We start from the raw sequence: 20,836 nt of genomic DNA, 5'->3' as shown, positions 1-20,836 counted from the left end.
ATTCCTGCGGGAGCGGAGGTGCCATCTTGGCTGAGAGTGCCGGCGCGGCGGTGACGTGGCGGTTCCGATTCGCTGGCGACAAGGTGTCCCGTGTGTGGAACTGGCAGTCTGACGGTCCGCCGGATCTTGCACGTGTAGTTCCGATTCGCAAGCCTCGATCGTCGGAGCGACAACGGCACATACCGGTCACTGCGTATTCACTGACCATGCGCGACCACCTTGAACTCGAGTCGGGCCTCGAGCATGACCTCTTGCGACGCCTGGACCGGCTCCACGATGTCGTCGCGCTGGTACCGCAACCGTGTCAGCTGAAGCGGGGAGGATCGTCCTCGGCGAAAAACACGCCCGACTTACTCAGCCTTGACGACACCGGGTCGGTAACGCTCTGGAATGCACGCCTGCCGCACAAGATGGACGACAAATTCAAGCTTCAGGTCGCAATGGTCGAGGCCGCCTGCGCGAATGTGGGATGGCGCCACGAGGTATTCAACGGGCTCGACCGCGTAGAACGCCTAAACCTTCTGTGGCTGCACGGCTACCGCCGAAGGCCTTCCTGGTATGACCAGGTGGCTGGCGAGATCGGGAAGGAAGCAAGTAACGACGCCGCGACTCTGGGCTCCCTATTTCGTCTGGATACCGGAAACGGGGAGGCCATCGCCGTGGTCTGGCACATGGTCTGGTCCGGCGAACTGGATACCAACCTCTCGAAGCGATTGACGATGGAAACGCCAGTGCGCGCTGGACTGGTGGCGTAATGGACACAAGTCGCACGGTGGTTGAGGTCGGTGGCCGACTTCTGACTGAGTGGGGAACCGGTCTGGTGACAGCGGTATCAGCGGCCGGCGTAGACCTCCGCACCAGCGTCGGCGATTCCTTGCACGTCGATTGGCCCGAACTCGCCGAGGTGCGAGTCGTGGTCGATGGCGATGTAGCGCCAATCAGACCGGCGCTCCGCCCGTACTGGGATGGCCTGTCTGAGGAAACGCGCCGAGCCGCCCTCGACAAACTTGAAATCGTGCAAGAGATACTGACCGGCTACCGGGACGGTCACGCCGAACTCGCGCGCGACGGCGAACCGCGCCCACCCTTCGGCGAAGGCTTCGGCGTCTCCGAGGCGGCGCGCTGTCGCGCGATGGCGGTCGCGTTGCAGCAAGAAGCTGCGGGAGATCGTGCCCTACAACGCCGCATCGCGAACGGTGAGATCAAGCGATCGGCTCCGGTCGACAGCACCATCCGCAACTGGGTGCGTGCTTGGAAACGCGACGGACTACTCGGGCTCCTCGATGCCAGATCCCTGCGTCGCGAACAGACGTGGGAGCGAATCGATGAGCGCTATCGGACTGTTGCTGAGTTGGTCTTCGCGACCCTGGACGGAGATCGGGCGGACGTCAACATCAGCGAGCTTGATCGGCGGATCAAGGTTGAGCTCAAGCGTGCAGGGCACGTGGATGTCTCCACGCCGCAGCGCCTGACGGCAGAGTATCTCGCGCACCTTAAACGGGGCGCGGGCGCAACAACCCGCACCCAGAGAAGCCGGTCGCTACAGCGCGTATCGGGCAAAGAGCACTTCCCCGCAATCAGGCCTGGGCAAATAGTCGCCATCGACGCCACGAGGGCGGATAACCTCGTATATGACCCGCTTCTCGGGCGACCCTTCAGCGTCGAAATCCTCACTGCGATCGACGTCGCCACCAGAGTGATCCTCGCACTGCGCGTGGTGCCGAAGAGCGCCGATGGAATCGATGCCGGGCTACTTCTTTACGACATCTGCCGCCCGTTCTCGATGATGGTGGAGGGCACCACCATCAGTCACTGGCGCTGGGCCGGTTTGCCCCAAGTCGTCGACGCTTCTGATGTAGCGGTCAAGGTTGGGCGCAGAAGTGTTGCACCCGATTTCACTACGCTTCAAGGAGAGCACCACATCCCTGGCGTCATGCCGGACGCGATCCGCGCCGACCACGGTTCGATCTTCGTGGCCGATCACTTCCGCGCGATTCTGCGTGACTTCGGGATTGACTTGTTGCTCAGTCGCGGGAAGAAGCCAACGGACAACCCCCACGTTGAACGCTGGCACGAGACGCTACAGCGGGCCGTTCAACAGCTCCCTGGCTACAAAGGTCGCAACACCTCGGAGCGCGGCCGATTGGTCGCCGAGGAGGCATTGGTCACGGCCGCCGAACTGGAAGAACACCTTCGGCGATTCGTCGCCTTGGACTACCACCGGTCGTGGCACACAGGCTTGGTTATCGGTGGTGAGCCCACCGCTCGCACCAGTCCTTTGGAGCTCTGGGACATCATGCTCGACGTCACCGGCCGTATCGACGTACCGCAGCGTGCAGACATGATCTATCAGATGCTTCCGGTCAAGTGGGGCACAGTCGGAGTCGCAGGTGTCGAGTTTGCTGAGATGGTCTACGACGGCAAGCTACTCGATGATTTCCGGAATGTCGCACGGGGCCAGTTCAGGGACGACGACAACAAGGTTCCCTTTCTTGTCGACCCGCACGACTTGTCGAGCATCTGGTTCCCGCACCCCGAGACCGGCCGTGTACGCCCCGTTGCGTGGCGAGGATCTTTCTTCACTGACGCGCCGATGACCGATACGATCGTTCAGGCTGTTAGGCGGCGCGTCCGCGAACGCGGCGGCAACCACATTCTGAGTCGGGGCTCAGCGCAGCGGCAGATCTTCGACGAGCTCACTGAACTCACCTCTGGTCCCGTTCCAACTGACTGGACTGCCAAACTGTCAGCGGCGCACCGCAGAGTTGAACAATCGCGCAAAGACCACGAAGAGGCTCAGTTAGCCCAAGGTGCAACCCGCGACGAAGCCACTCAGTCGGGCGGCATCGGAGCACGCACCAAGACGCCCCATACCGATTCACCCCAGGACGTTCCCTTGGACATCCTCGAAGTCCCGTGGCCGACAATGCGGACTGAGACCTGATGGACTCTCTCGCTTGGCATTTGGCCTGCACCAGACCGGAGTTGCCAGAACCACCTCGGTACACGTCGGACGGTTGGGACAAGATGACATCCGACAACCGCAGGCGGGCGGTCGTTGCGCTGCGTAAATGGATGAATGGACTCTATGTCGAAACGGACGAGACACGAGCAGTCGCAGACCGACTCACTGATATCGTGCAGGAGAATTCTGAAACGGGCCCCGGTGCGAAGGCAATTGCATCGGTCACAGGCGCAAGTACCCTCGGGAAGAGCACAGCGGTCCGTCGCTGGGCTACAAGGAAGTACGTGGAATCGATCATCGATGCACCGAAAGGTCCTGCAGAACTTCCTACATGGAACCCGCAGCCAACGATCGACGCAGACCTATGCCCCGTCGTTTGGGTAAATCTGCTTTCTGGCTCGATGGTCAAAGCATTTAACTCCCAAATTCTCGAATTCTTTCGCTTATCCGCCACCGGCGCCGCCCACCAGACGTCAATTGCCGCTGTCAGGGCGTTGGCACGCCATGGAGCGCACACCCTTGTAATCGACGACTTACATCTACTGAAGACTGACTGGAAGGGTGGCCGCGAGGTCCTCGATCACGTGAAGTACATGAACACCGAGCTCGGCGAATTCAACGCCAGCTTGATTCTGGTGGGGACAGACCTCGAAACCAGTGACGTCATGAGCGATGCCCAACTCGTCGGCCGCCTCCAGTCAATGAGCTTCAGTCCGTACGGAATCGAGACTTCAGAGGAGCAACACGCGTGGCAACAACTGCTCTACGGGCTGGAAGGGTACCTCCTTCCGCATCTTCCCCGGGCAAGTGAAGGGCTTCTCACTTCACAGCTCGCGGGACCCATCTGGAAGCGATCTCAAGGCTACGTTGGCGACGCGACACGACTCCTCCGCATTGCGGCGCTTGCAGCGATTGCCGACGGCACGCACACGATAACCCCAGAACATCTGAAGGCAGTCCGCCTCAGTAAACGCGCGCAGGCGGCAGAGGCGGAAATTGATCTTCGGCGCCGTAGCAAGCAGAGCAGGGTGTGATGTCAGCGGCAGATACCGGAAGGGGCCTATCCATGCGAGAGCCTCGTATCGGCTATCTGCCTGCTCGACCGATTCCGGCCGACGATGAATCGCTGGAGTCCTTCGTATTGCGTGCGGCCACGGCTAACTGCACCACCGTCGCCAAGATCCTTGGTCGAAGTCAGTTATCGCGATCTGCGTCTGACTACGAGCCGGTTCTGCGGCACCTGGCCACGCTGACGCGCCAGCCCTTCTCGCGCATTTCGGCGATGACCCTTGATGACTGCCATGGTCGAGTCCTCGCGAAGGAAGGCTGGCTGGCACGTGAGTGGGGCCAGCATTGCCGTTGCGCACCATACGGAGTGGCACTGCGAGAGTGGGCGTTGGCTTTGTCTCCGGTCTGCTTTTTCTGCGGACACCTCATCGGGATGCCCGGCAGTGGCACCACGCAGCCGGTCAGAGTTCCCGACCGGATTCTGTCGGTCTGCAAGGAGGTCTCGTCCGCTGCGCACAGATCTGCGAATGACTTCGATGCGCTCGACCGACTTGAGTGTCTCCGCGCGGAACTACCCTTGGTGGCTCGTCGGCTCAGTCGAGGATCTGCACACTGGATCCCAGCGGATGCTCAGTTGGTGACCACTGCGACGGCAGATCTTGCGACGAGTCGCGAGTCCGAGGTAGAGCTACCGCGATCTCCCGCCGTTCGTGCACTGGCCATCGCAATGGCCTGGGAAGAACAGCGAACGTGGCTGACACCACGAGTTGCTCCACATCCACGTCCCGCTGCTGTCCGACCAGAGAATTCTGAGATATCCGATGCGCAGGTCTTCACTCGACGGGTACTCCGCACTGGCGCGAAGACTGTCAAGACCATGCGGTTACCGAAGAGCTCAGTCCGCCATCCACGCGGCGAAGATCTGATCCGGCTGGTGCTTGGCCATACTCAATTGACGCTTGACCACATCCCAGGGATCTACCGGCAAGAAGGCGAACCGTTCGTGCTCGACCCCGCCCAGTGGTTGTGGCGTTCCAGAGTCGCGCTACTTCTCAGTCAATGTGTCCGGTTGCGCGATCAGTGGAGCCTTGCCGACGAGCCGACCTACCGTCTGACGAAAGCTGGTAGCTACTCGATTTATAAAGGGGCGTGGCCAAAGTGGACTCCGATCTTCTACCGCGAGAGCGACATTGCCCATGCGATGAATCTGGCGCGAGCTTTATGCCTCGACGAGCTCGTCAACTACCGTGAGCGCCGCGACGCGCTAAGAAGGATTGAGGCCGTCCCACCGGACCTGGCCGGCACCCTGCCCGCAGCCGCCCGGAACTTCGATGGCTACGCCCGGCTCGCCGCATCTTGGATGTGGTTCGATGCAACCTGTGATAGCCCGCGGACACGGCCAGACGCCGAACACATGAAAGCATTTGACGCCGCGCTCAACCCAGAAGGCCGTCTCATCCTCCGCAGTGGCGCCGATGCACTCTGCGTCGCCGACGAAGATCTTGTGCGTCAGGTTGGTTGTCGACACTCCGGTGCGGTGGATTCGGACCGAGTCGCAGAAGAGGACCGGACTCGTGTGGGTGCGTGACTTCCAGGCACTCGCCGACTGCGGGCGCCACCAAACTGCGTTGGCGACGGAGCCTCTGAGCTAATGCTCCCCGCTCGAGTTGCAATTGATCCACGCGAGTCGCTTGACTCGTACCTCGAGCGGATTGCACTTGTGAACGATCTGACGACCAAGAGTCTTGTCCGCATGCTCAAGGAGAACCGGGACGGATCGTCGGTCTCGACGGCTTTCATGCTCGTCCGGCCTAGCGATGACCTCGTCGGCCGAATAGTGGATCTCACTGGGCTGGAGGCATCAGCCGTCGAGAACTCGACCTTGGTGCGCTACGACGGAGGCGCGCCACTCAACCTCGACGGCTTCGACCCGCTCGATCGGGCGAGCTACCGCGCCATCGTTTGCCAGGGTTGGTTCCCGCAGCATGGGACGCAACTATGCCCACTCTGCCTATCGCACGACGGAATCTGGCAACTGTCGTGGAAGCTACCGGTTTCGACAGTGTGTCCCGACCACGGCGTCTACCTGGTCGCTGAGTGTTCAAGTTGTAGCCGGCGCTTTCGAACGCGACACCACAGTCCGCTGCGTCCTCGGCTCGATGAACACCAGCCGTGCGGGAATCCGCTCGGATTCTCGGCTCCCTGCCGACACTCCATCCTGAGAGAGAAACCGACGGCTGCATCCGAAGGTGCAATTCGGACCGCAAAGCGGGTTACGGCCGCTATCGAAGGCGAAGAGACGAGCGTTCTCGATGGCGCTCTCGCGCCCCCCGCGTACCTCGCAGAAGTCCGAAACTTAACCACTCTTCTGCTTCACCTCGCATCCCGGGCTCGCGCAAGGGGTTTCGTCGAATGGGCCGGAGAGCTCCAAGCCGAAGCCGCTGGTCGCACAACTGAGCTTCGAGGGCCTCGGTGGGGTATTCAGCCGCCGACAAGTGCAGTCACCCGCGGTGAAGCACTGGCGGAGGCGGATGGGATTCTGTCCAGTCCGGAGAGTGCGGACGCCGTCGCACGGTTGGCCGAGTGGTTCGATCTGATCCCGGACGTCCCGGGCGGCCCGAGAGGATGGATCGTCAATCGCGCGGCAACGAGTCCGGTGTTGAGCTGGCTGGTGGTTCAGGTGCTTTCAGCTCGTCGCCATGTCGGACTTCAGATCGATCATCACGACGCGTTGATCGATCTGCCGCTCTCCGCGATCCCTCAGCTTCTCGACGAGCACACCTACCGTCGCCATTTCGCTGGGATGCTGACAACGCAGGAAAGCACGGGGCGGCTGTACGCCTCCCTGTGTATTGCGCGCGCACAACGACCAGGGTCGACGTGGTCCGCCGCTGCAGCGAGTATCGAACTCGACCCGGACATTGGCAGACGGACATCGCGAGCGGCGAGCACGCGACTGACTGCGAGTCCCCGAGACATCGCTGCGGCCGCTAACGCGGCAGCGAGGGAACTATCGCATCAACAGGACTTTCGGGCGCTCGAGCGACGAGTCACCAAGCTCGCGAGTACGCCCGAAACGTGGTTTACCGATTGGGCACGGTCGGCGAGTCCGAGAAGGCGCGCGGTCGCGCTCCCCTACGCGGTGACTTGGATGTGGTGCGAAGTTGCTCAGGGATGGTTGGACACCAGCCCGGCGTGGCCGCCGCCGGTGACCCGACAATCGAAGGCGGCTTATCGAGTGTTTCGTGACACGCTTCCGGAGGAGTTGGGGCGAGCATTGCGCGAACTCGCCGATGGGAATTCGAGGTGACGGGCGTCGGGCGGCACCTCAGCGAAGTCTTCGACAGCTTCTCAGCAAGCGTTCGAAGGCCTGGCAATGCCACTCGGTTTGGTCTCGTTGAATTCCTGGCGATGGCGAACCTGTCAGTGTCGGCGGGTAGCGTTCGAGGGCTGGCAATCAGGAGGTCCACACGTGCAGCTTGAAGAGTTGAAGCCCGGTCTGCGAATCGACGGTCTCATTCCCGCAGAGGTGATCACTGTCATCGCTGCGCAGTGGCATGGTGCGGACGCACTCGCACTCACCTACCAGAACGCGTCAGGTGGCCTTGGCCAGCAGGTTGTGTTCCGCAAGGACCAGGACAACCTCAGTGTCGCCACCAGCGGTAGCCGCGCGTTCGACGCCACCGCCAGCGACTTCAAGCTCGTCGCCGAGGCCCAACGTATCTCGCTGGCCGGCCTGTTCGATCCAATGCTCGCCGTAGCCACGAGCGACGTGCAGCCGCTGCCGCACCAGATTCGCGCGGTGTACGGGGAACTCCTGCCGCGGACCCCGCTTCGGTTCCTTCTCGCCGACGACCCCGGTGCTGGCAAGACGATCATGGCCGGCCTCTACATCAAGGAACTGCTGCTCCGCGACGACGTCAAGCAGTGCCTGATTATTGCTCCAGGTGGACTGGTTGAACAGTGGCAGGACGAACTGTTTTTCAAGTTCGGGCTGCGGTTCGATCTGCTGACCAACCAGCTCATCGACGCCAACATCAACCTCAACGTCTTCGAAACCAACCCGTTGCTGATCGCGCGCATGGATCAGCTCTCCCGCAACGAGGAACTCCAGGCTCAACTCAAAGAGACCGAGTGGGATCTGATCATCGTCGATGAGGCACACCGGATGGGAGCGCACTACTTCGGCGGGAAGCTGGAGAAGACCAAACGCTTCTTGCTGGGGGAGCTGCTCGGCCAGATCACCCGCCACCTCCTGCTGATGACCGCGACCCCACACTCGGGCAAGGAAGAGGACTTCCAGCTCTTCCTCACCCTGCTCGACCGCGACCGGTTCGAGGGCAAGCAGAAGAAGTCTGTCGACGTCACCGGAATCATGCGGCGCATGGTCAAGGAAGACCTGCTGACGTTCGAAGGCAAAAAGCTCTTCCCCGAACGCATCGCCGAAACCGTGCCCTACGAGTTGACCGAGCGCGAGAAGGACCTCTACGAGGACGTCACTCGCTATGTCCGCGAGGGCATGAACCGCGCCGACAGGCTCGGCGGCAAACGTAAGAACACCGTCGGATTCGCCCTGACCGTTCTTCAGCGCCGACTCGCCTCCAGCCCTGAGGCGATCTACAAGAGCCTCGTCCGACGCTCCGAGCGTCTGGAACGCAAGAAGACCGAAATTCTGAATGGCACCTACAAGGAACCCGTCGACGTCATCGGCCCGGGTGACTTCGACGAAGATGAATACAACGCTGAAGAGTTGGAGCAGCTTGAGGAAGACGTGATGGACGCGGCCACAGCCGCGCAGACCGTTGAGGAGCTCAATGCAGAGCTTGTCGAACTCGCCGGATTGACTGCGACCGCCAAGAAGGTTCGTGAGGCCGGGACCGACCGCAAGTGGACCGAACTCTCCACGATCCTTCAGGACAATGCACTGGTCACCGATTCCAACGGATGGCCCCGGAAGTTCATCATCTTCACCGAGCACCGCGACACCCTTGACTACCTCCAGTCCAAGATCGGCTCCTTGCTCGGCAAGCCCGACTCGGTCAAGGCGATCCACGGTGGCGTCCGCCGAGGCGAGCGGCGCGTGATCACCGAGGAGTTCACCAAGAACCGCGACGTCCAAATCCTGATCGCGACCGACGCCGCCGGTGAGGGGCTCAACCTTCAGGCCGCGCACCTGATGGTCAACTACGACCTGCCGTGGAACCCTAACCGCATCGAGCAGCGCTTCGGCCGCATCCATCGCATCGGCCAGGAAGAGGTCTGCCGACTCTGGAACCTGGTAGCCTCCAACACCCGCGAGGGTGAGGTCTTCACCCGCCTGCTGGAGAAGCTCGACCAGATGCGCCAGACCTACGGCGGAAAAGTCTTCGACGTCCTCGGTGAGGCCTTCACTGAGACCCCGCTGCGCAACCTCCTGCTCGACGCCATCCAATACGGCGAGCGCCCCGACATCAAGGCCAAGATGCACCAGGTCATCGACGCTTCAGTTGGGGACGGACTCAAAGACCTCCTCGACGAACGGGCATTGGCGTCCGAGAACCTGGCTGAGGCCGACCTGCATGCACTGCGCGCGGCAATGGACGAAGCCCGCGCTCGCAGACTCCAACCGCACTACATCGAGATGGCGTTCAAGGCAGCCTTCTCTCGGCTCGGTGGCCGCATCGTGAAGCGCGAACAGGGTCGCTACGAGATCGCGAACGTGCCCCAGCAAATACGCGCGGCAGGCAAGGGGCCGATCGCCACCAAATACGACCGAGTGACGTTCGATCTCGGCAAGGTCCACGCCGACGAACTCAGCCGCGCCGACCTACTCGCCCCAGGTCATCCTCTGCACGACGCGGTCATGGACGAGTCCGTGCGACAGTTCGGTGCCTCCCTCAACCGAGGCACGGTCTTGGTTTCCTCGACGCTGGAGGAGACACACCTGCTCGTCGGCGTGATCGAAGAGGTCACCGACGCGAGCGGAGAGTCCGTCGCACGCCGCTTCGGCTACGCCTACGTTGACAGCTTCGGCACCGTGACGCCTGCCGGCCCCGCACCCTACCTGGACTGCGTGGCGGCACCCGCGAACGCCGTCACCGAAGCAGCCCGCACCCTTCCGTGGCTGGCCGACGCCGAAGACAAAGCAACGAGTTGGATCATCGCCAACCAACTCCCCGACTACCTCGCCGACGTTCAGCCGAGGCGCCTTGCCGAGTTGAATAAGGCACGTGACCTGGTCATCAAGCGGCTCGAAGGTGAACGTGACCGGCTGATTCTCGATGCCGCTGTCGCGTCGGAAAAGGAACGCGCCGGTGAGAAACCGAAAGAATCGTCGGAGAGCCTCAATCGTAAGGCCGTCGAACTCGACGCCCGTCTACGCAAGAGGCTCGGGCTGCTTGACCAGCAGCAGCTCATGTCGACCAAGCCACCACGCATCGTCACCGCAGCACTGGTACTCCCCGTCGGAATCCTGGAGGCCGACCTGCCCGCGGCCGCACCCATCCACGCGAAGGAGACCAAGGAGGTAGAACGCCGCGGCGTTGACCTCGTCCTGGCCCGCGAGCGTGAGCTCGGTCGTAAGCCCGTCGAGCAGCCCTTCAACAACCCCGGTTTCGACATCCTCTCCACCGACGCCAAGGGCGACACCTACCGCATCGAGGTCAAAGCGCGTATCGAAGGAGCGACCGACTTCTTCGTCACCCACAACGAGGTGATGGTCGGCAAGAACGCCGTCCCGCGCTACCGCCTCGCCCTCGTCCGTGTCGACTCACGCGGCGCCAGGCACGACGAGGTCCGCTACATAGAAGATCCCTTCGCCACCACAGACCTTGGCGACTTCGACGCGACGGGCGTCCGAGGCGACTGGGCCAAGCAGTGGGCCAAGGGGAGGCATCCGTTCTAACTGACAGGGATGCTCGCTGACTCGCTGAGTCGGTCGATGTCGAGTGTGTAGGCGTTTCGGAAACGCTGCACGTCGAAAACGTCATTCGACAGCGCTCGGCGTCGGACTGTCACGAGGCCGGAGTCGCGGAGCTCCGCGAGTCCGCGCGATCGGGTGTCTGCGGACAGCGAGTACAGCTTCTTGGCCTGGTCGGGACTAAACCAGACCTCAGACACTTCATTCCTGGTCTGCGCACACAGAATGACCAGGTACATCGACACGGCGGGAGTCGACAGCGCCGAAAGCCAACCCGATGTCCAGAATTCTGGAGGGATCTTGATGTAGCGGTTGCTTTTCGCGACTTCTTCGCCCTCTTTGTTCCGAAGCTTGTTGTAAACCTCGCCCGGCAGCTGGTACTTCTCGCCCTTCCCACGTTCGTTCAGCAGTGTCACTCGGCTTGGCTGACCGGGATTGTTGGCGACGGTCACGAACTCGTTGGATTCAAGCCATGACACTGCTTCGTTCACCCGTCGCGCTCCCTTGGTGTCGGGCTTGTCGAGGTCGAGGAGTGTCGCCCACGCGCGAGCGGGGTAGGAGACATCGTACGGGGCAGCACCCGCGATGAAGAGCATGGACAGATAGGTCTTCAGGCGCACCTCTCCGCCACGGCCTCCACGGATCATCCGTGCGAGTGGGGTCGGTGTCGCGACGTCCTCCCGTTCGACGAAGATGCGGCGAAGCTGCGCCGACCGGCCCCGAGCGCGCTGCGCAAGTGCGGCTGCCGCAGAAAGCGCGAGAGGGCTTGGGCGACGTTCGCTGGCCGAATCGGTGTCGCTTGTGCCGGTCGGGGCGGTCATCGGTGAGGAGATTGACACGGATATCACCGCTATCTAATAGTTGACTGTGCTGCCGTGGTTGCCTCAACTGTACAGGCGTGGGGGTAGGTACGAGTGGCTGCCTACTGCCATCAGCGCAAGCGTTGTGGTTATGTGCGGCGCTAATGCTAGCCTGCTCTCTTCTGTCAGGGTACCTTGAAGGGACGACGACGAGTTGTCCGAACAAGTACGTGAGGGAAACCCGAGAGGGAGTGGCCCCACTGAACGGAAGGAGCTGGAGTCGAGCGGCTCGGTGGAATACCTTGTTCGGTCACACGGACGACCTGGTGTTCAGGTGGGCGGCATCGCGACGGGAAACGTGCCCCGTCGCAGCCGCCCCACGCCGGACCGCGAGCTTGTCCGCTGTCGTAACCGGGCTCCATACCCCACGGCGCCGTCACCACTGGTCGAAGCCGGACGAACTCGGACGTTGCCCACGATTCTGTCGGACGTCACCGATAGGTTTGACAGTGGAAGTCGTGGCGCTCCGGCGCCGCTTGGTCATGCCCGCGCGCGGGCAGAGGGGTCGACGTGGTTCAGAAGCGCAAACTGATCGAGGTGGCACTACCGCTGGAGGCAATCAACCGGGAGTCAGCCCGGGAGAAGTCGATCAGGTACGGCCACCCCTCGACCCTGCACTTGTGGTGGGCGCGACGCCCGCTCGCAGCTGCGCGAGCCGTGCTTTTTGCTCAGCTTGTCGACGATCCTTCATCGCGGCTCGCAGAGTTTCCAACCGACGAACTCCAGCGCGCGGAGCGCGAGCGCCTTCACGAGATGATCGAGCGCTTGGTCGTGTGGGAGAACGTACGAGACGAGGCCCTCCTTGCTGAGGCACGCGCCGAGATCCTTAAGTCGACCGACGGCAACCCACCACCGATCCTCGACCCATTCGCTGGTGGCGGCGCCATTCCGCTAGAGGCGCTCAGGCTGGGTCTTGAAGCACGGGCCTCGGACTTGAATCCTGTTGCGGTCTTGCTCAACAAAGCAGTGGTCGAGCTGCCGTCTAAGTTCGCCGGCCAAGCGCCGGTGTGGCCGGGCCTGAAGGACTCGCGCATCGGCGGTTGGGCGGGTGGGGAAGGGTTAGCAGCCGACGTTCGCGAGTACGGCGAGTGGGTGCATGAGCAGGCGCGGAAGCGCCTTGGAAAGCAGTATCCTGATGCAGATGGACTCCCTGTCATCGGCTGGATTTGGGCCAGAACGGTGCAGTGTCCGAACCCAGCCTGCGCTGCCGAAGTGCCACTTGTGTCATCACTGGATCTCAGTACGAAGCGCGGTCAAGAAGTTTGGCTTCGACCGGTCGTCGCCAGCGGCCGTGTCGAGTTCGTCGTCGAGTCGGGTGTCCGTCGCGGTGAGGCGAACAAACGTGGTCAAGGCGCCAAATTTGATTGTTGGGTTTGCGGTTCGGCGATTTCCCCCGAGCAGGTCCATAGTCAGCTCGACGTGAGCGACAAGCCGCCGAACAGACTCCTGGCCGTGGTGGCTGCTGGTAACAGACGTCGTGTCTATTCCGAACCGACCGTCCCGCACCTCGCTGCTGCGCGCGGGCTGGTCGATGAAGCGAGACGCCTACGGGCCAGTGATCCAAACCTCGGCGCGGGTGCACGTGGAACTTTCGGCGGTAATGCCCAAGGCAAGCGATACGGGTTCTTCACGTTTGCGGACTACTTCACGGACCGTCAGCTGGTTGCGCTGGCTACGTTCAATGACTTGGTTGGTTCCGCGCGGGCGAAGGTGATTTCTGACGGCGGATCCGACGATTACGCCGACGCAGTCGCGACCTACTTGGCGTTCATTCAAAGCAAGATGACGAATCTATCCTCTTCGGTGACCACATGGATGAGCGATCGCGGGGCGTTCCGCGAGACCTTTGCCAGACAGGCCATTCCCATGGCGTGGGATTTCGTTGAGGCGAACGTACTTTCCGACTTCGGTGGGGGGTGGCTTACTCTCCTTGACAAGGAGGCAAGGGTCATCGAGGCGAACCCAATCGGTCATGGTGTCGCGACACAGGCCGACGCGGCGAGTTTGGACTTTGACGGATCTCTTGTTAGCACAGACCCGCCGTATTACGACAACATCGTCTACTCGGACCTTGCCGACTTCTTCTACGTTTGGCTTCGTAGGAGTCTGCGAGGTGTCTATCCGGAGCTGCTATCCACGATGCTCGTTCCCAAGGCAGAGGAATTGGTGGCAAACCAGTACCGACTTGGAAGCAAAGCTGAGGCAAAGAGCTTCTTTGAAGACGGTTTCCGGAAGGTCTTTGCTTCCGCTCGTCGATCTGCCAGAGATGATCTACCAACGACGGTGTACTACGCGTTCAAGCAGAGCGAGTCCGACGCGACGGGGTCGGCGTCGACCGGGTGGGAAACCCTGTTGGAAGGCATGATTCGGTCGGGCTGGGAGATAACTTCGACGTGGCCCCTTCGTACAGAGGGTGCCGGGCGCCTCATCGCGAAGGGAACCAATGCGTTGGCGTCGTCCATCGTGCTCTCGCTGCGACCAAGAGCCTCGGATTCTGCGACGACGGACAGGCGAGGGTTCATCGCTGCCTTGGAAGCTCAGTTGCCAGTGGCGTTGAGGAGGCTGCAGCAGGGTCAGATAGCTCCTGTGGATCTACCGCAGGCAGCCATCGGGCCTGGGATGGCAGTGTTCAGCCGGTACAGTGCGGTCTTGGAGCCGGACGGCAAAAGGATGACCGTGCGATCTGCACTCGCGAGGATCAACGAAATTCTCGACCAGGTGCTGAATGAGCAGGAAGGTGACTTCGATGCGCCTTCCCGATTCGCCATTGCCTGGTATCGCCAGCACGGCTACGACGTCGGCGCGTTCGGTGACGCGAACAACCTCGCCAACGCTCGCAACACAACCGTCGACGTCATGGATCGCGACGGGATCCTCTCCAGCCGGGCCGGCAAGGTGCAGCTCATCAAGCCTTCCGATCTGAGTTGGGACTATGACCCTGTAACCGATCTCCACACGAGCAACTGGGAAGCACTTCACCACCTCATCAAGGTGTTGGAGCGGGATGGCATCGCACCCGCTGGTGACTTCCTTCAGGTCGCGCTGAGCCGGCCCGATGGGGCAGTGGATGCCGACCTGGTGAAGGAGCTCGCGCACCTACTCTTCCGAGTTGCAGAAGCTAATGGGTGGACGAAGGATGCTCTCTCCTTCAACAGCCTTGTGACGAGTTGGCCTGAGATTCTCGAAGTTGCCCGCTCCGCGAGGAAACCGACCCAGGCGCAAGGCGCGTTCGACTTCGATGAGGACAACTGACATGGCACTGAGTAACCGCGACCGCGTCGGCAAAATGTTCGAGGCCATCGCCCCGGCACTGGATGACTACATCTCCTCGGTGATCGGCGCAGTAGATCCCAGCGCAGGCGCGAACTGGGTCCAACTCGTCGCGGCCAAAGACAAACACACTGGGAAGGTCTATGACCCTCTCGATCCCCAGGTGCAGCTACGGATGCTCACGGAGTCGGCGATCACAACTAATGTCAAGCCTCGCTGGTATCCGTTCTCCGACACACTCGGTCGTGTTGGTGAAGCGTTCGCGACAGAGCTCAAGAACGCGCGAAACACCTGGGCACACAACGGTTCCTTCACCGACGACGATGCCTACCGCGTCCTTGACACCGCGGAGCGGCTGATGCGCCTGCTTGCCAAGCCCGGTGAGGGTGACCTGATCAAGGGCATTCGTCTCAACCTTCGTCGCGTGACGGCTGACCGTGACGACAAGAGAGCATTGAAAGCGGCAGTTGACAATCCCGAGGCGATCGGGGGTTTGAAACCTTGGCGAGAGGTTCTTCAGCCTCACGATGATGTTGCGACGGGCAACTTCCATGCCTCGGAGTTCGCGGCTGACCTGTACAAGGTTGCGACTGGCGGCGAGGTCGACTCGGACTACTCCGATCCTGTCGAGTTCTTCCGGCGCACGTACCTAACTGAAGGCCTGAGCGACCTGATCGGTCGAGCGGTGCGACGTCTTGCCGGAGACGACAACGTCTCTCCGGTCATCAACCTTCAGACCAACTTTGGTGGCGGCAAGACACACTCGATGCTGTCGCTGTGGCATATTGCCGCCGGTCTACCAGTGGGTGAGTATCCGCAGGCAACCCAGGAGCTATTGCTAGCCAGCGGCTACCGGGGTGACAAGGTGAATCGGGTCGCGATCGTCGGTAACCACTTCAGCCCGTCGGGTGTGGTCAAGGACGACGGAACTCAGGTCAACACGATCTGGGGTGAGCTTGCGTGGCAGCTCGGCGGCGCTGATGCGTTCGCTCTTGTCGCGCGGTCTGACGCTGACCGCACACACCCCGGCGAGAAGCTCCACGAGTTGCTGAGCACTTACGCTCCCGCGGTCATTCTGATCGATGAGTGGGTCGCCTACGCTCGATCACTCGTGGGCCGTGACGACCTTGCCGGTGGCACGTTCGACGACCAGTTCACCTTCGCCCAGTCGCTGACGGAGGCGGCCAAGGGCACTTCGGGTGTCCTGCTGGCGATTTCGATCCCCGCCTCCGAAAGTGGCGACAGTGGAGACAATATAGTCGCTGGAAACGCCGAGGAAGTCGGCGGCGCCCACGGTCTGGAGGCGTTGAAACGGCTCCAGAACGTCGTGCGTCGCGTGGCAGATCAATGGCGGCCGGCGTCGTCCGACGAGGCGTACCACATCGTCAAGCAGCGGCTGTTCAAAGACGCTGACGCCGCCGCGCTCGCTTCCATCGGTGCGACTGCGCGAACCTACGTCGAGATGTACCGCAAATACACCGACGACTTCCCGCGCGAAGCACGAGACACCGCGTATGAAGACCGAATCAAGCGGACCTACCCGATCCATCCGGAAATGTTCGACACTCTCTACGAGGAGTGGTCATCCCTCGAACGCTTCCAACGCACACGTGGTGTGCTGCGCCTGATGAGCACGGTCATCCACGCGCTCTGGACGGGTGAGGATGCATCGCCGCTGATCATGCCCGGCTCGATCCCCCTCGCCACCGCGAACGTGAATGCCGAACTGACACAGTACCTTCAGGACTCCTGGAAGACGATCATCGACGCCGATGTCGACGGACCCAACTCCGAGCCAGGACGCATCGACAAAGAGAAGCCGCTGTTCGGGCAGCGTGCCCTCACGAAGCGACTCGCGCGCACCGTGTTCTTCGGCGCCGCACCGACCATCGCGCCCGGTTCCACCCACAAGGGCATCGGCACCCAGCGCGTGTTCCTCGGCACCGCGGTACCTGGGGACGTTCCGGGCAACTTCCACGCCGCACTGACGCAGCTCGGTGACCGCGCGACATACTTTTACTCCGGGTCGGGCAAATACTGGTATGACCTGCAGCCCAACATCACCCGTACAGCGAAGGATCAGGCGGAGCGTCTGCACAAGGAGGACGTCTGGGCCGAGATTGTCCGCCGCCTCCAAAGTCAGGGCCGCACCCGCGGCGAGTTTGCTGGCGTCCACGTCTGCCCCGAAAGCAACGCCGACATCCCCGACACCGACGAGGCGCGGCTGGTCATCCTTCACCCAAAGGTGGCGCACAAGGGCAAGACGGATTCTGACGCAAAAGCGTTCGCGCAGAAGGCCACCGAGCAACGGGGCAGCGCCAACCGGACGAATCGCAACATGGTCGTCTACCTGGCCGCGGATGAGGCGCGCCTCGAAGAACTCGACTCCGCGACCAGGGACTTCCTCGGCTGGACGCACGTCCTCGACAACGAGGCCGACCTCGACCTGACGCAGAACCAGAGGAACCAAGCGGCGCAACGTCGCGATCAGGCCGACCAGACAGTGACCGCGCGCCTGCTACAAACATTCACCTGGGCGATGGTGCCGACGCAGCCGGAACCCAGCTCGCCGTTCCTGATCCGTGAGACCAGAGTCGAGGGCCAGTCGGAGTCACTGGCCGAGCGCGTTTCGCGTCGACTTGGCAACGACGGAGATCTCTCAACACGACAGGCAGCCGCGACGATCCGGCTGGCGATCAACAAGGTGCCGCAGATCTGGAAGGACGGGCACGTCTCGCTGGGTTCCCTTTGGGGGCTCTACGCGCAGTACCCCTACATGCCGCGGCTCCGAGATCGGAAGGTACTCGACGAAGGCATCATTGACCTGCCGATGATCTGGTCGACCGATGCGTTCGCACTCGCTACCGACTACGACCAGGCGGCCGGCCGCTACATCGGCCTATGGACGCCCGAGGACAAGGGTGCCGCACCCGTTGCCACGGACACGTTGCTACTCGTGCGGCCAGACATCGCTGAGAAGCAGCGCTCGGCCGAGCCCGGCCCCGAGCCGAAGCCGGGACCTGGCCCCGTACCGCCGGGCCCCGGCCCAACCCCGCCTCCCGGCCCCGGCCCAAGGGTGGACATCGATTGGCCGACACGCTTTTACGGTGTGAAGACACTCAACTCTGACATGATCGCGATGGAGTTCAAGAACGTAGCCGACGAAGTACTCGCCCACCTCCGTTCGGGGGAAAACACCAACGTGACAGTACGGATCGAGATAGAAGCGACCGACTTCGACGGCTTCAACGAGAACCGCGTCCGCACCGTCTCCGAGAATGCCAGAACCCTCAAGTTTGACCAGTCGGGTTTCGAGGAGAGCTGAGTACTGAGGGCTGCGGATAGCCGGTCAAGCTGTCGTACCCGTCTAGTGTCCGTAGTCCCAACCAGTTGGAGGAGATATGGGTCTACTCGATGAGGTCAATGCACAAGTCGACAAGACAATCGGAAAGCCGATGACTGTCACGAAGAAGCAGGACTCGACAACCACCGTGCCAGAGGCGGTTGACCTCGGGTACTCCGAAGGCAAGCTCGTTAGCGCAACCTACCTATACACCGACATGCTCAACTCGTCAGGACTCGCGGCCACTGCAGACAACGAAGCTGCGGCACAGACTTTCCGTGCATTCCTCAATGTCAGCACCAAGATCATTCGAAGCCTGAACGGCCATATCCGCAGTTTCGACGGCGATCGTGTCATGGGCATCTTTACCGGCCCAAACAAGGAAGATCGCGCGGTCAAATCCGCGATGCACATTAAATGGGCCGTGAACAAGATAGTGACCCCTGCGCTCCATAAGGAGATACCTGCTCTCAGCGATGCCGGGTGGACTCTTAGGCAAACCAGTGGCATCGCGACAGGGGAGACGCTCTTAGCCCGTGCCGGCTTCCGAGGCAGTGACGACCTGATTTCAATTGGTGTCGCACCTAACCTCGCGGCCAAATTGAGCGACGTGCGGGGCGATGGGACGGAAGCAGGATACGTAACTCGAATTGGCAAAGGCACATATGGCAACCTCTCGGAGACACACAAACTATCCAAAGGCACAAATATGTGGGATGGAACGTACTCATTGAGCATGGGAGGCAAGGACTACAGCTACTACCGGAGCAGCTACCACTGGACGTTCTCCTAGATGGAACTACTGGCAACCTAGCGAAGGCGACTGCTTTAATCTCTCAAAGACAGTTGGTACCGACACCTTCCGAGAAATCGAGGACCCACCTTTCCCGGAACCTCGAGCTAAAAGGAGACAGACCATGTATCCGTCGATAGCGTCGAGTGTGGATGACATTATGGCCGCGACCTGGAACATCACGAACGGCACCGTGGTCCCCGAAACCGAAGATGTCGTGATGAAGAACGGCGGGCGACTCGTGGATGCCACCTATGCTTACGCGGACCTGGCAGACTCGAGCACGATTGCGCAGAGCCTCAAAAGAGAGACCGCAGCAAAGATCATCCGGGCATTCGTCAATAGCTCTACTCGGATATTACGTCACTTCGGTGGTGAGATTCGATCCTTCGACGGGGACCGGGTGATGGCTATCTATATGGGCGACGATAAGAATTGGAGCGCTGTGCGCGCCGCGTTAGCGATCAACTGGGCCGTCGAGGAGGTCATTCGGCCAGCGATAAGATCGAACTGGAGCGACGGTGAAGACTTCTACAACATTAGTCACCGGGTCGGAGTTGATACCGGCGAGTCGCTAATTGTGCGCGGGGGTGCACGCAACAACAACGATCTGATTTCAGTCGGGGGAGCGCCGAATATCGCCGCCAAGCTCAGTGATCTGAAGAATGGTTACTCGACGTACATCACCGACCGGGTATTCGATGAACTGCCGGATGACCTCGTCTACTACGAATCGACTGGTGTTCGCAGAAGCTCGTGGTCCAAGCTGTACTCGCAAGTCAGGATCGGTGGCACATACAACACCGTCTACGGATCTAACACCTATTGGGGCATCTGATGGCACCCGACCCAACTGACACTGCGTGGAAGATCCATGCAGCGCTAGTCGACTGGACGGGCAAGGTCGATACGAAGGCATCATTTGCACTGACAATTGAGACCGCGCTCCTCGTAGGAGTTATCACCCTGTCGGGCGAGGGGCGGGTGTTCCATCACCTTGGGGGCTGGGCCGTAGTCTGGTACGTCATTGGCATCCTCCTCTTAGTAGCTGGCGTCCTATGTGCGGCCTGGGTTGTGCGTCCCCGCCTACGGGCCTCCAACCTCGAGGTTGAGGCGCCGGACAACTTTGTCTATTTCGGACACCTGCGGCACCTGACGCCCGAAGCCGTTCAGGATCGGCTCGAGGGCCCGACTCTTCTCCCGGTTCTGTCGAAACAGCTCGTGGAGATGAGCAAGATAGCGTGGACAAAGCACCGGCTTGTACAGTTGTCTATGAGTCTTGCTCCGATTGGCGTTGTGGCACTTGGCATTTGTGCGACATACTGACTTGTGTGAGGCGATGCTCGGTCGTCAGAGCAGAGGGGTTGCCGCTGCATGGCCGCCGCAAGAGATCGATCTGCGCCAATTGTTCGCCGAAAGTGACTTGGATGGCCGACCACGTGGAGAATCAAAATTGACACGACTCATCGACGCACGCATGTTCTGTCAGACTTCCGGGGGTATCGCTGCTAATCTCCGCTGCATCTCGACAGAGTGACCAGACACGTTGTTGTCAGGCGGTGAGCCGGCTGATGGACGGTTTTCGCCGAGTGCGGAGTGGCCTCGTTGAGTGTTGTATCGACGCAGGAATTGGTCAAGTGCTCGGCTACGTGCGCGGTTGGAGGTCCAGGGGCGGGCGTAGGCCCATTCGTTGAGCAGG

At 61.3% G+C, this 20,836-nt stretch carries 13 protein-coding genes and 1 pseudogene; 12 read left to right on the top strand and 2 right to left on the bottom strand.

The genetic code is table 11. From position 1 onward, the window contains the following. Positions 1 to 50: 50 nt before the first annotated feature. The 7 genes and pseudogenes from GOALK_RS21835 (at position 51) to GOALK_RS21810 (ending at position 10,856) form a co-directional block, all read left to right on the top strand. Complete coding sequence (locus GOALK_RS21835; protein ID WP_306302404.1) at positions 51 to 755, top strand: TnsA-like heteromeric transposase endonuclease subunit; 705 nt, start codon at positions 51 to 53, stop codon at positions 753 to 755. A 65-nt stretch (positions 756 to 820) separates the two neighbouring features. Then, positions 821 to 2,944, top strand: a complete 2,124-nt coding sequence (locus GOALK_RS21825) for a transposase (RefSeq protein WP_232283205.1) — start codon at positions 821 to 823, stop codon at positions 2,942 to 2,944. Continuing rightward, complete coding sequence (locus GOALK_RS21820; protein WP_006361018.1) at positions 2,944 to 3,999, top strand: TniB family NTP-binding protein; 1,056 nt, start codon at positions 2,944 to 2,946, stop codon at positions 3,997 to 3,999. Before GOALK_RS21825 ends, GOALK_RS21820 begins: the two co-directional genes overlap by 1 nt. Further along, positions 3,999 to 4,307 (top strand): annotated as a pseudogene (locus GOALK_RS24440) (TniQ family protein); the annotation flags it as partial. The gene GOALK_RS21820 and the pseudogene GOALK_RS24440, both read left to right, overlap by 1 nt. Before the next feature lie 543 nt (positions 4,308 to 4,850). Next, positions 4,851 to 5,561 carry a hypothetical protein gene (locus GOALK_RS24435; protein WP_232283211.1) on the top strand — a complete coding sequence of 237 codons (711 nt, stop codon included), beginning with the start codon at positions 4,851 to 4,853 and terminating at the stop codon, positions 5,559 to 5,561. 63 nt (positions 5,562 to 5,624) lie between these two features. Next, positions 5,625 to 7,283 carry a TniQ family protein gene (locus tag GOALK_RS23675; protein ID WP_081474376.1) on the top strand — a complete coding sequence of 553 codons (1,659 nt, stop codon included), beginning with the start codon at positions 5,625 to 5,627 and terminating at the stop codon, positions 7,281 to 7,283. A gap of 162 nt (positions 7,284 to 7,445) precedes the next feature. Then, a complete protein-coding gene (locus GOALK_RS21810; protein ID WP_006361015.1) occupies positions 7,446 to 10,856 on the top strand; it encodes a helicase-related protein in 3,411 nt (1,136 codons plus the stop codon). Here GOALK_RS21810 and GOALK_RS21805 read toward each other — a convergent pair. Beyond that, positions 10,853 to 11,692: a hypothetical protein gene (locus GOALK_RS21805; RefSeq protein ID WP_157139181.1), complete on the bottom strand. Its 840-nt coding sequence runs from the start codon at positions 11,690 to 11,692 to the stop codon at positions 10,853 to 10,855. The genes GOALK_RS21810 and GOALK_RS21805 overlap by 4 nt on opposite strands. A gap of 549 nt (positions 11,693 to 12,241) precedes the next feature. Here GOALK_RS21805 and GOALK_RS21800 point away from each other — a divergent pair. The 5 genes from GOALK_RS21800 (at position 12,242) to GOALK_RS24430 (ending at position 20,463) form a co-directional block, all read left to right on the top strand. After that, positions 12,242 to 14,983: a DUF1156 domain-containing protein gene (locus tag GOALK_RS21800; protein WP_006361013.1), complete on the top strand. Its 2,742-nt coding sequence runs from the start codon at positions 12,242 to 12,244 to the stop codon at positions 14,981 to 14,983. Between the two features lies 1 nt (position 14,984). After that, the gene (locus GOALK_RS21795) at positions 14,985 to 18,326 is read left to right on the top strand and encodes a DUF499 family protein (protein ID WP_006361012.1); all 3,342 of its coding nucleotides are present in this window, start codon (positions 14,985 to 14,987) and stop codon (positions 18,324 to 18,326) included. 76 nt (positions 18,327 to 18,402) lie between these two features. Beyond that, the gene (locus GOALK_RS21790; protein WP_006361011.1) at positions 18,403 to 19,137 is read left to right on the top strand and encodes an adenylate/guanylate cyclase domain-containing protein; all 735 of its coding nucleotides are present in this window, start codon (positions 18,403 to 18,405) and stop codon (positions 19,135 to 19,137) included. Between the two features lie 160 nt (positions 19,138 to 19,297). Then, a complete protein-coding gene (locus GOALK_RS21785) occupies positions 19,298 to 19,975 on the top strand; it encodes an adenylate/guanylate cyclase domain-containing protein (protein ID WP_157139180.1) in 678 nt (225 codons plus the stop codon). After that, entirely contained in the window at positions 19,975 to 20,463 is a 489-nt protein-coding gene (locus tag GOALK_RS24430) for a Pycsar system effector family protein (RefSeq protein ID WP_006361009.1), read from the top strand. Before GOALK_RS21785 ends, GOALK_RS24430 begins: the two co-directional genes overlap by 1 nt. A gap of 159 nt (positions 20,464 to 20,622) precedes the next feature. On the opposite strand, the gene GOALK_RS24425 is transcribed toward GOALK_RS24430, so the two are convergent. Next, on the bottom strand, positions 20,623 to 20,835 hold the full coding sequence (locus tag GOALK_RS24425; protein ID WP_373278727.1) for an integrase core domain-containing protein: 213 nt from the start codon (positions 20,833 to 20,835) through the stop codon (positions 20,623 to 20,625). Between the last annotated feature and the right edge of the window lies 1 nt (position 20,836).

The organism is Gordonia alkanivorans NBRC 16433 (assembly GCF_000225505.1).
GTDB lineage: Bacteria > Actinomycetota > Actinomycetes > Mycobacteriales > Mycobacteriaceae > Gordonia > Gordonia alkanivorans.
This window is presented reverse-complemented; position numbering and strand designations above follow the sequence as displayed.

Coding starts and splice junctions, on each gene's coding strand:
- GOALK_RS21820 (WP_006361018.1), top strand. CDS start 2,944: ATGGACTCTCTCGCTTGGCATTTGGCCTGCACCAGACCGGAGTTGCCA.
- GOALK_RS24435 (WP_232283211.1), top strand. CDS start 4,851: ATGCGGTTACCGAAGAGCTCAGTCCGCCATCCACGCGGCGAAGATCTG.
- GOALK_RS23675 (WP_081474376.1), top strand. CDS start 5,625: ATGCTCCCCGCTCGAGTTGCAATTGATCCACGCGAGTCGCTTGACTCG.
- GOALK_RS21805 (WP_157139181.1), bottom strand. CDS start 11,692: ATGACCGCCCCGACCGGCACAAGCGACACCGATTCGGCCAGCGAACGT.
- GOALK_RS21795 (WP_006361012.1), top strand. CDS start 14,985: ATGGCACTGAGTAACCGCGACCGCGTCGGCAAAATGTTCGAGGCCATC.
- GOALK_RS21790 (WP_006361011.1), top strand. CDS start 18,403: ATGGGTCTACTCGATGAGGTCAATGCACAAGTCGACAAGACAATCGGA.
- GOALK_RS21785 (WP_157139180.1), top strand. CDS start 19,298: ATGGCCGCGACCTGGAACATCACGAACGGCACCGTGGTCCCCGAAACC.
- GOALK_RS24430 (WP_006361009.1), top strand. CDS start 19,975: ATGGCACCCGACCCAACTGACACTGCGTGGAAGATCCATGCAGCGCTA.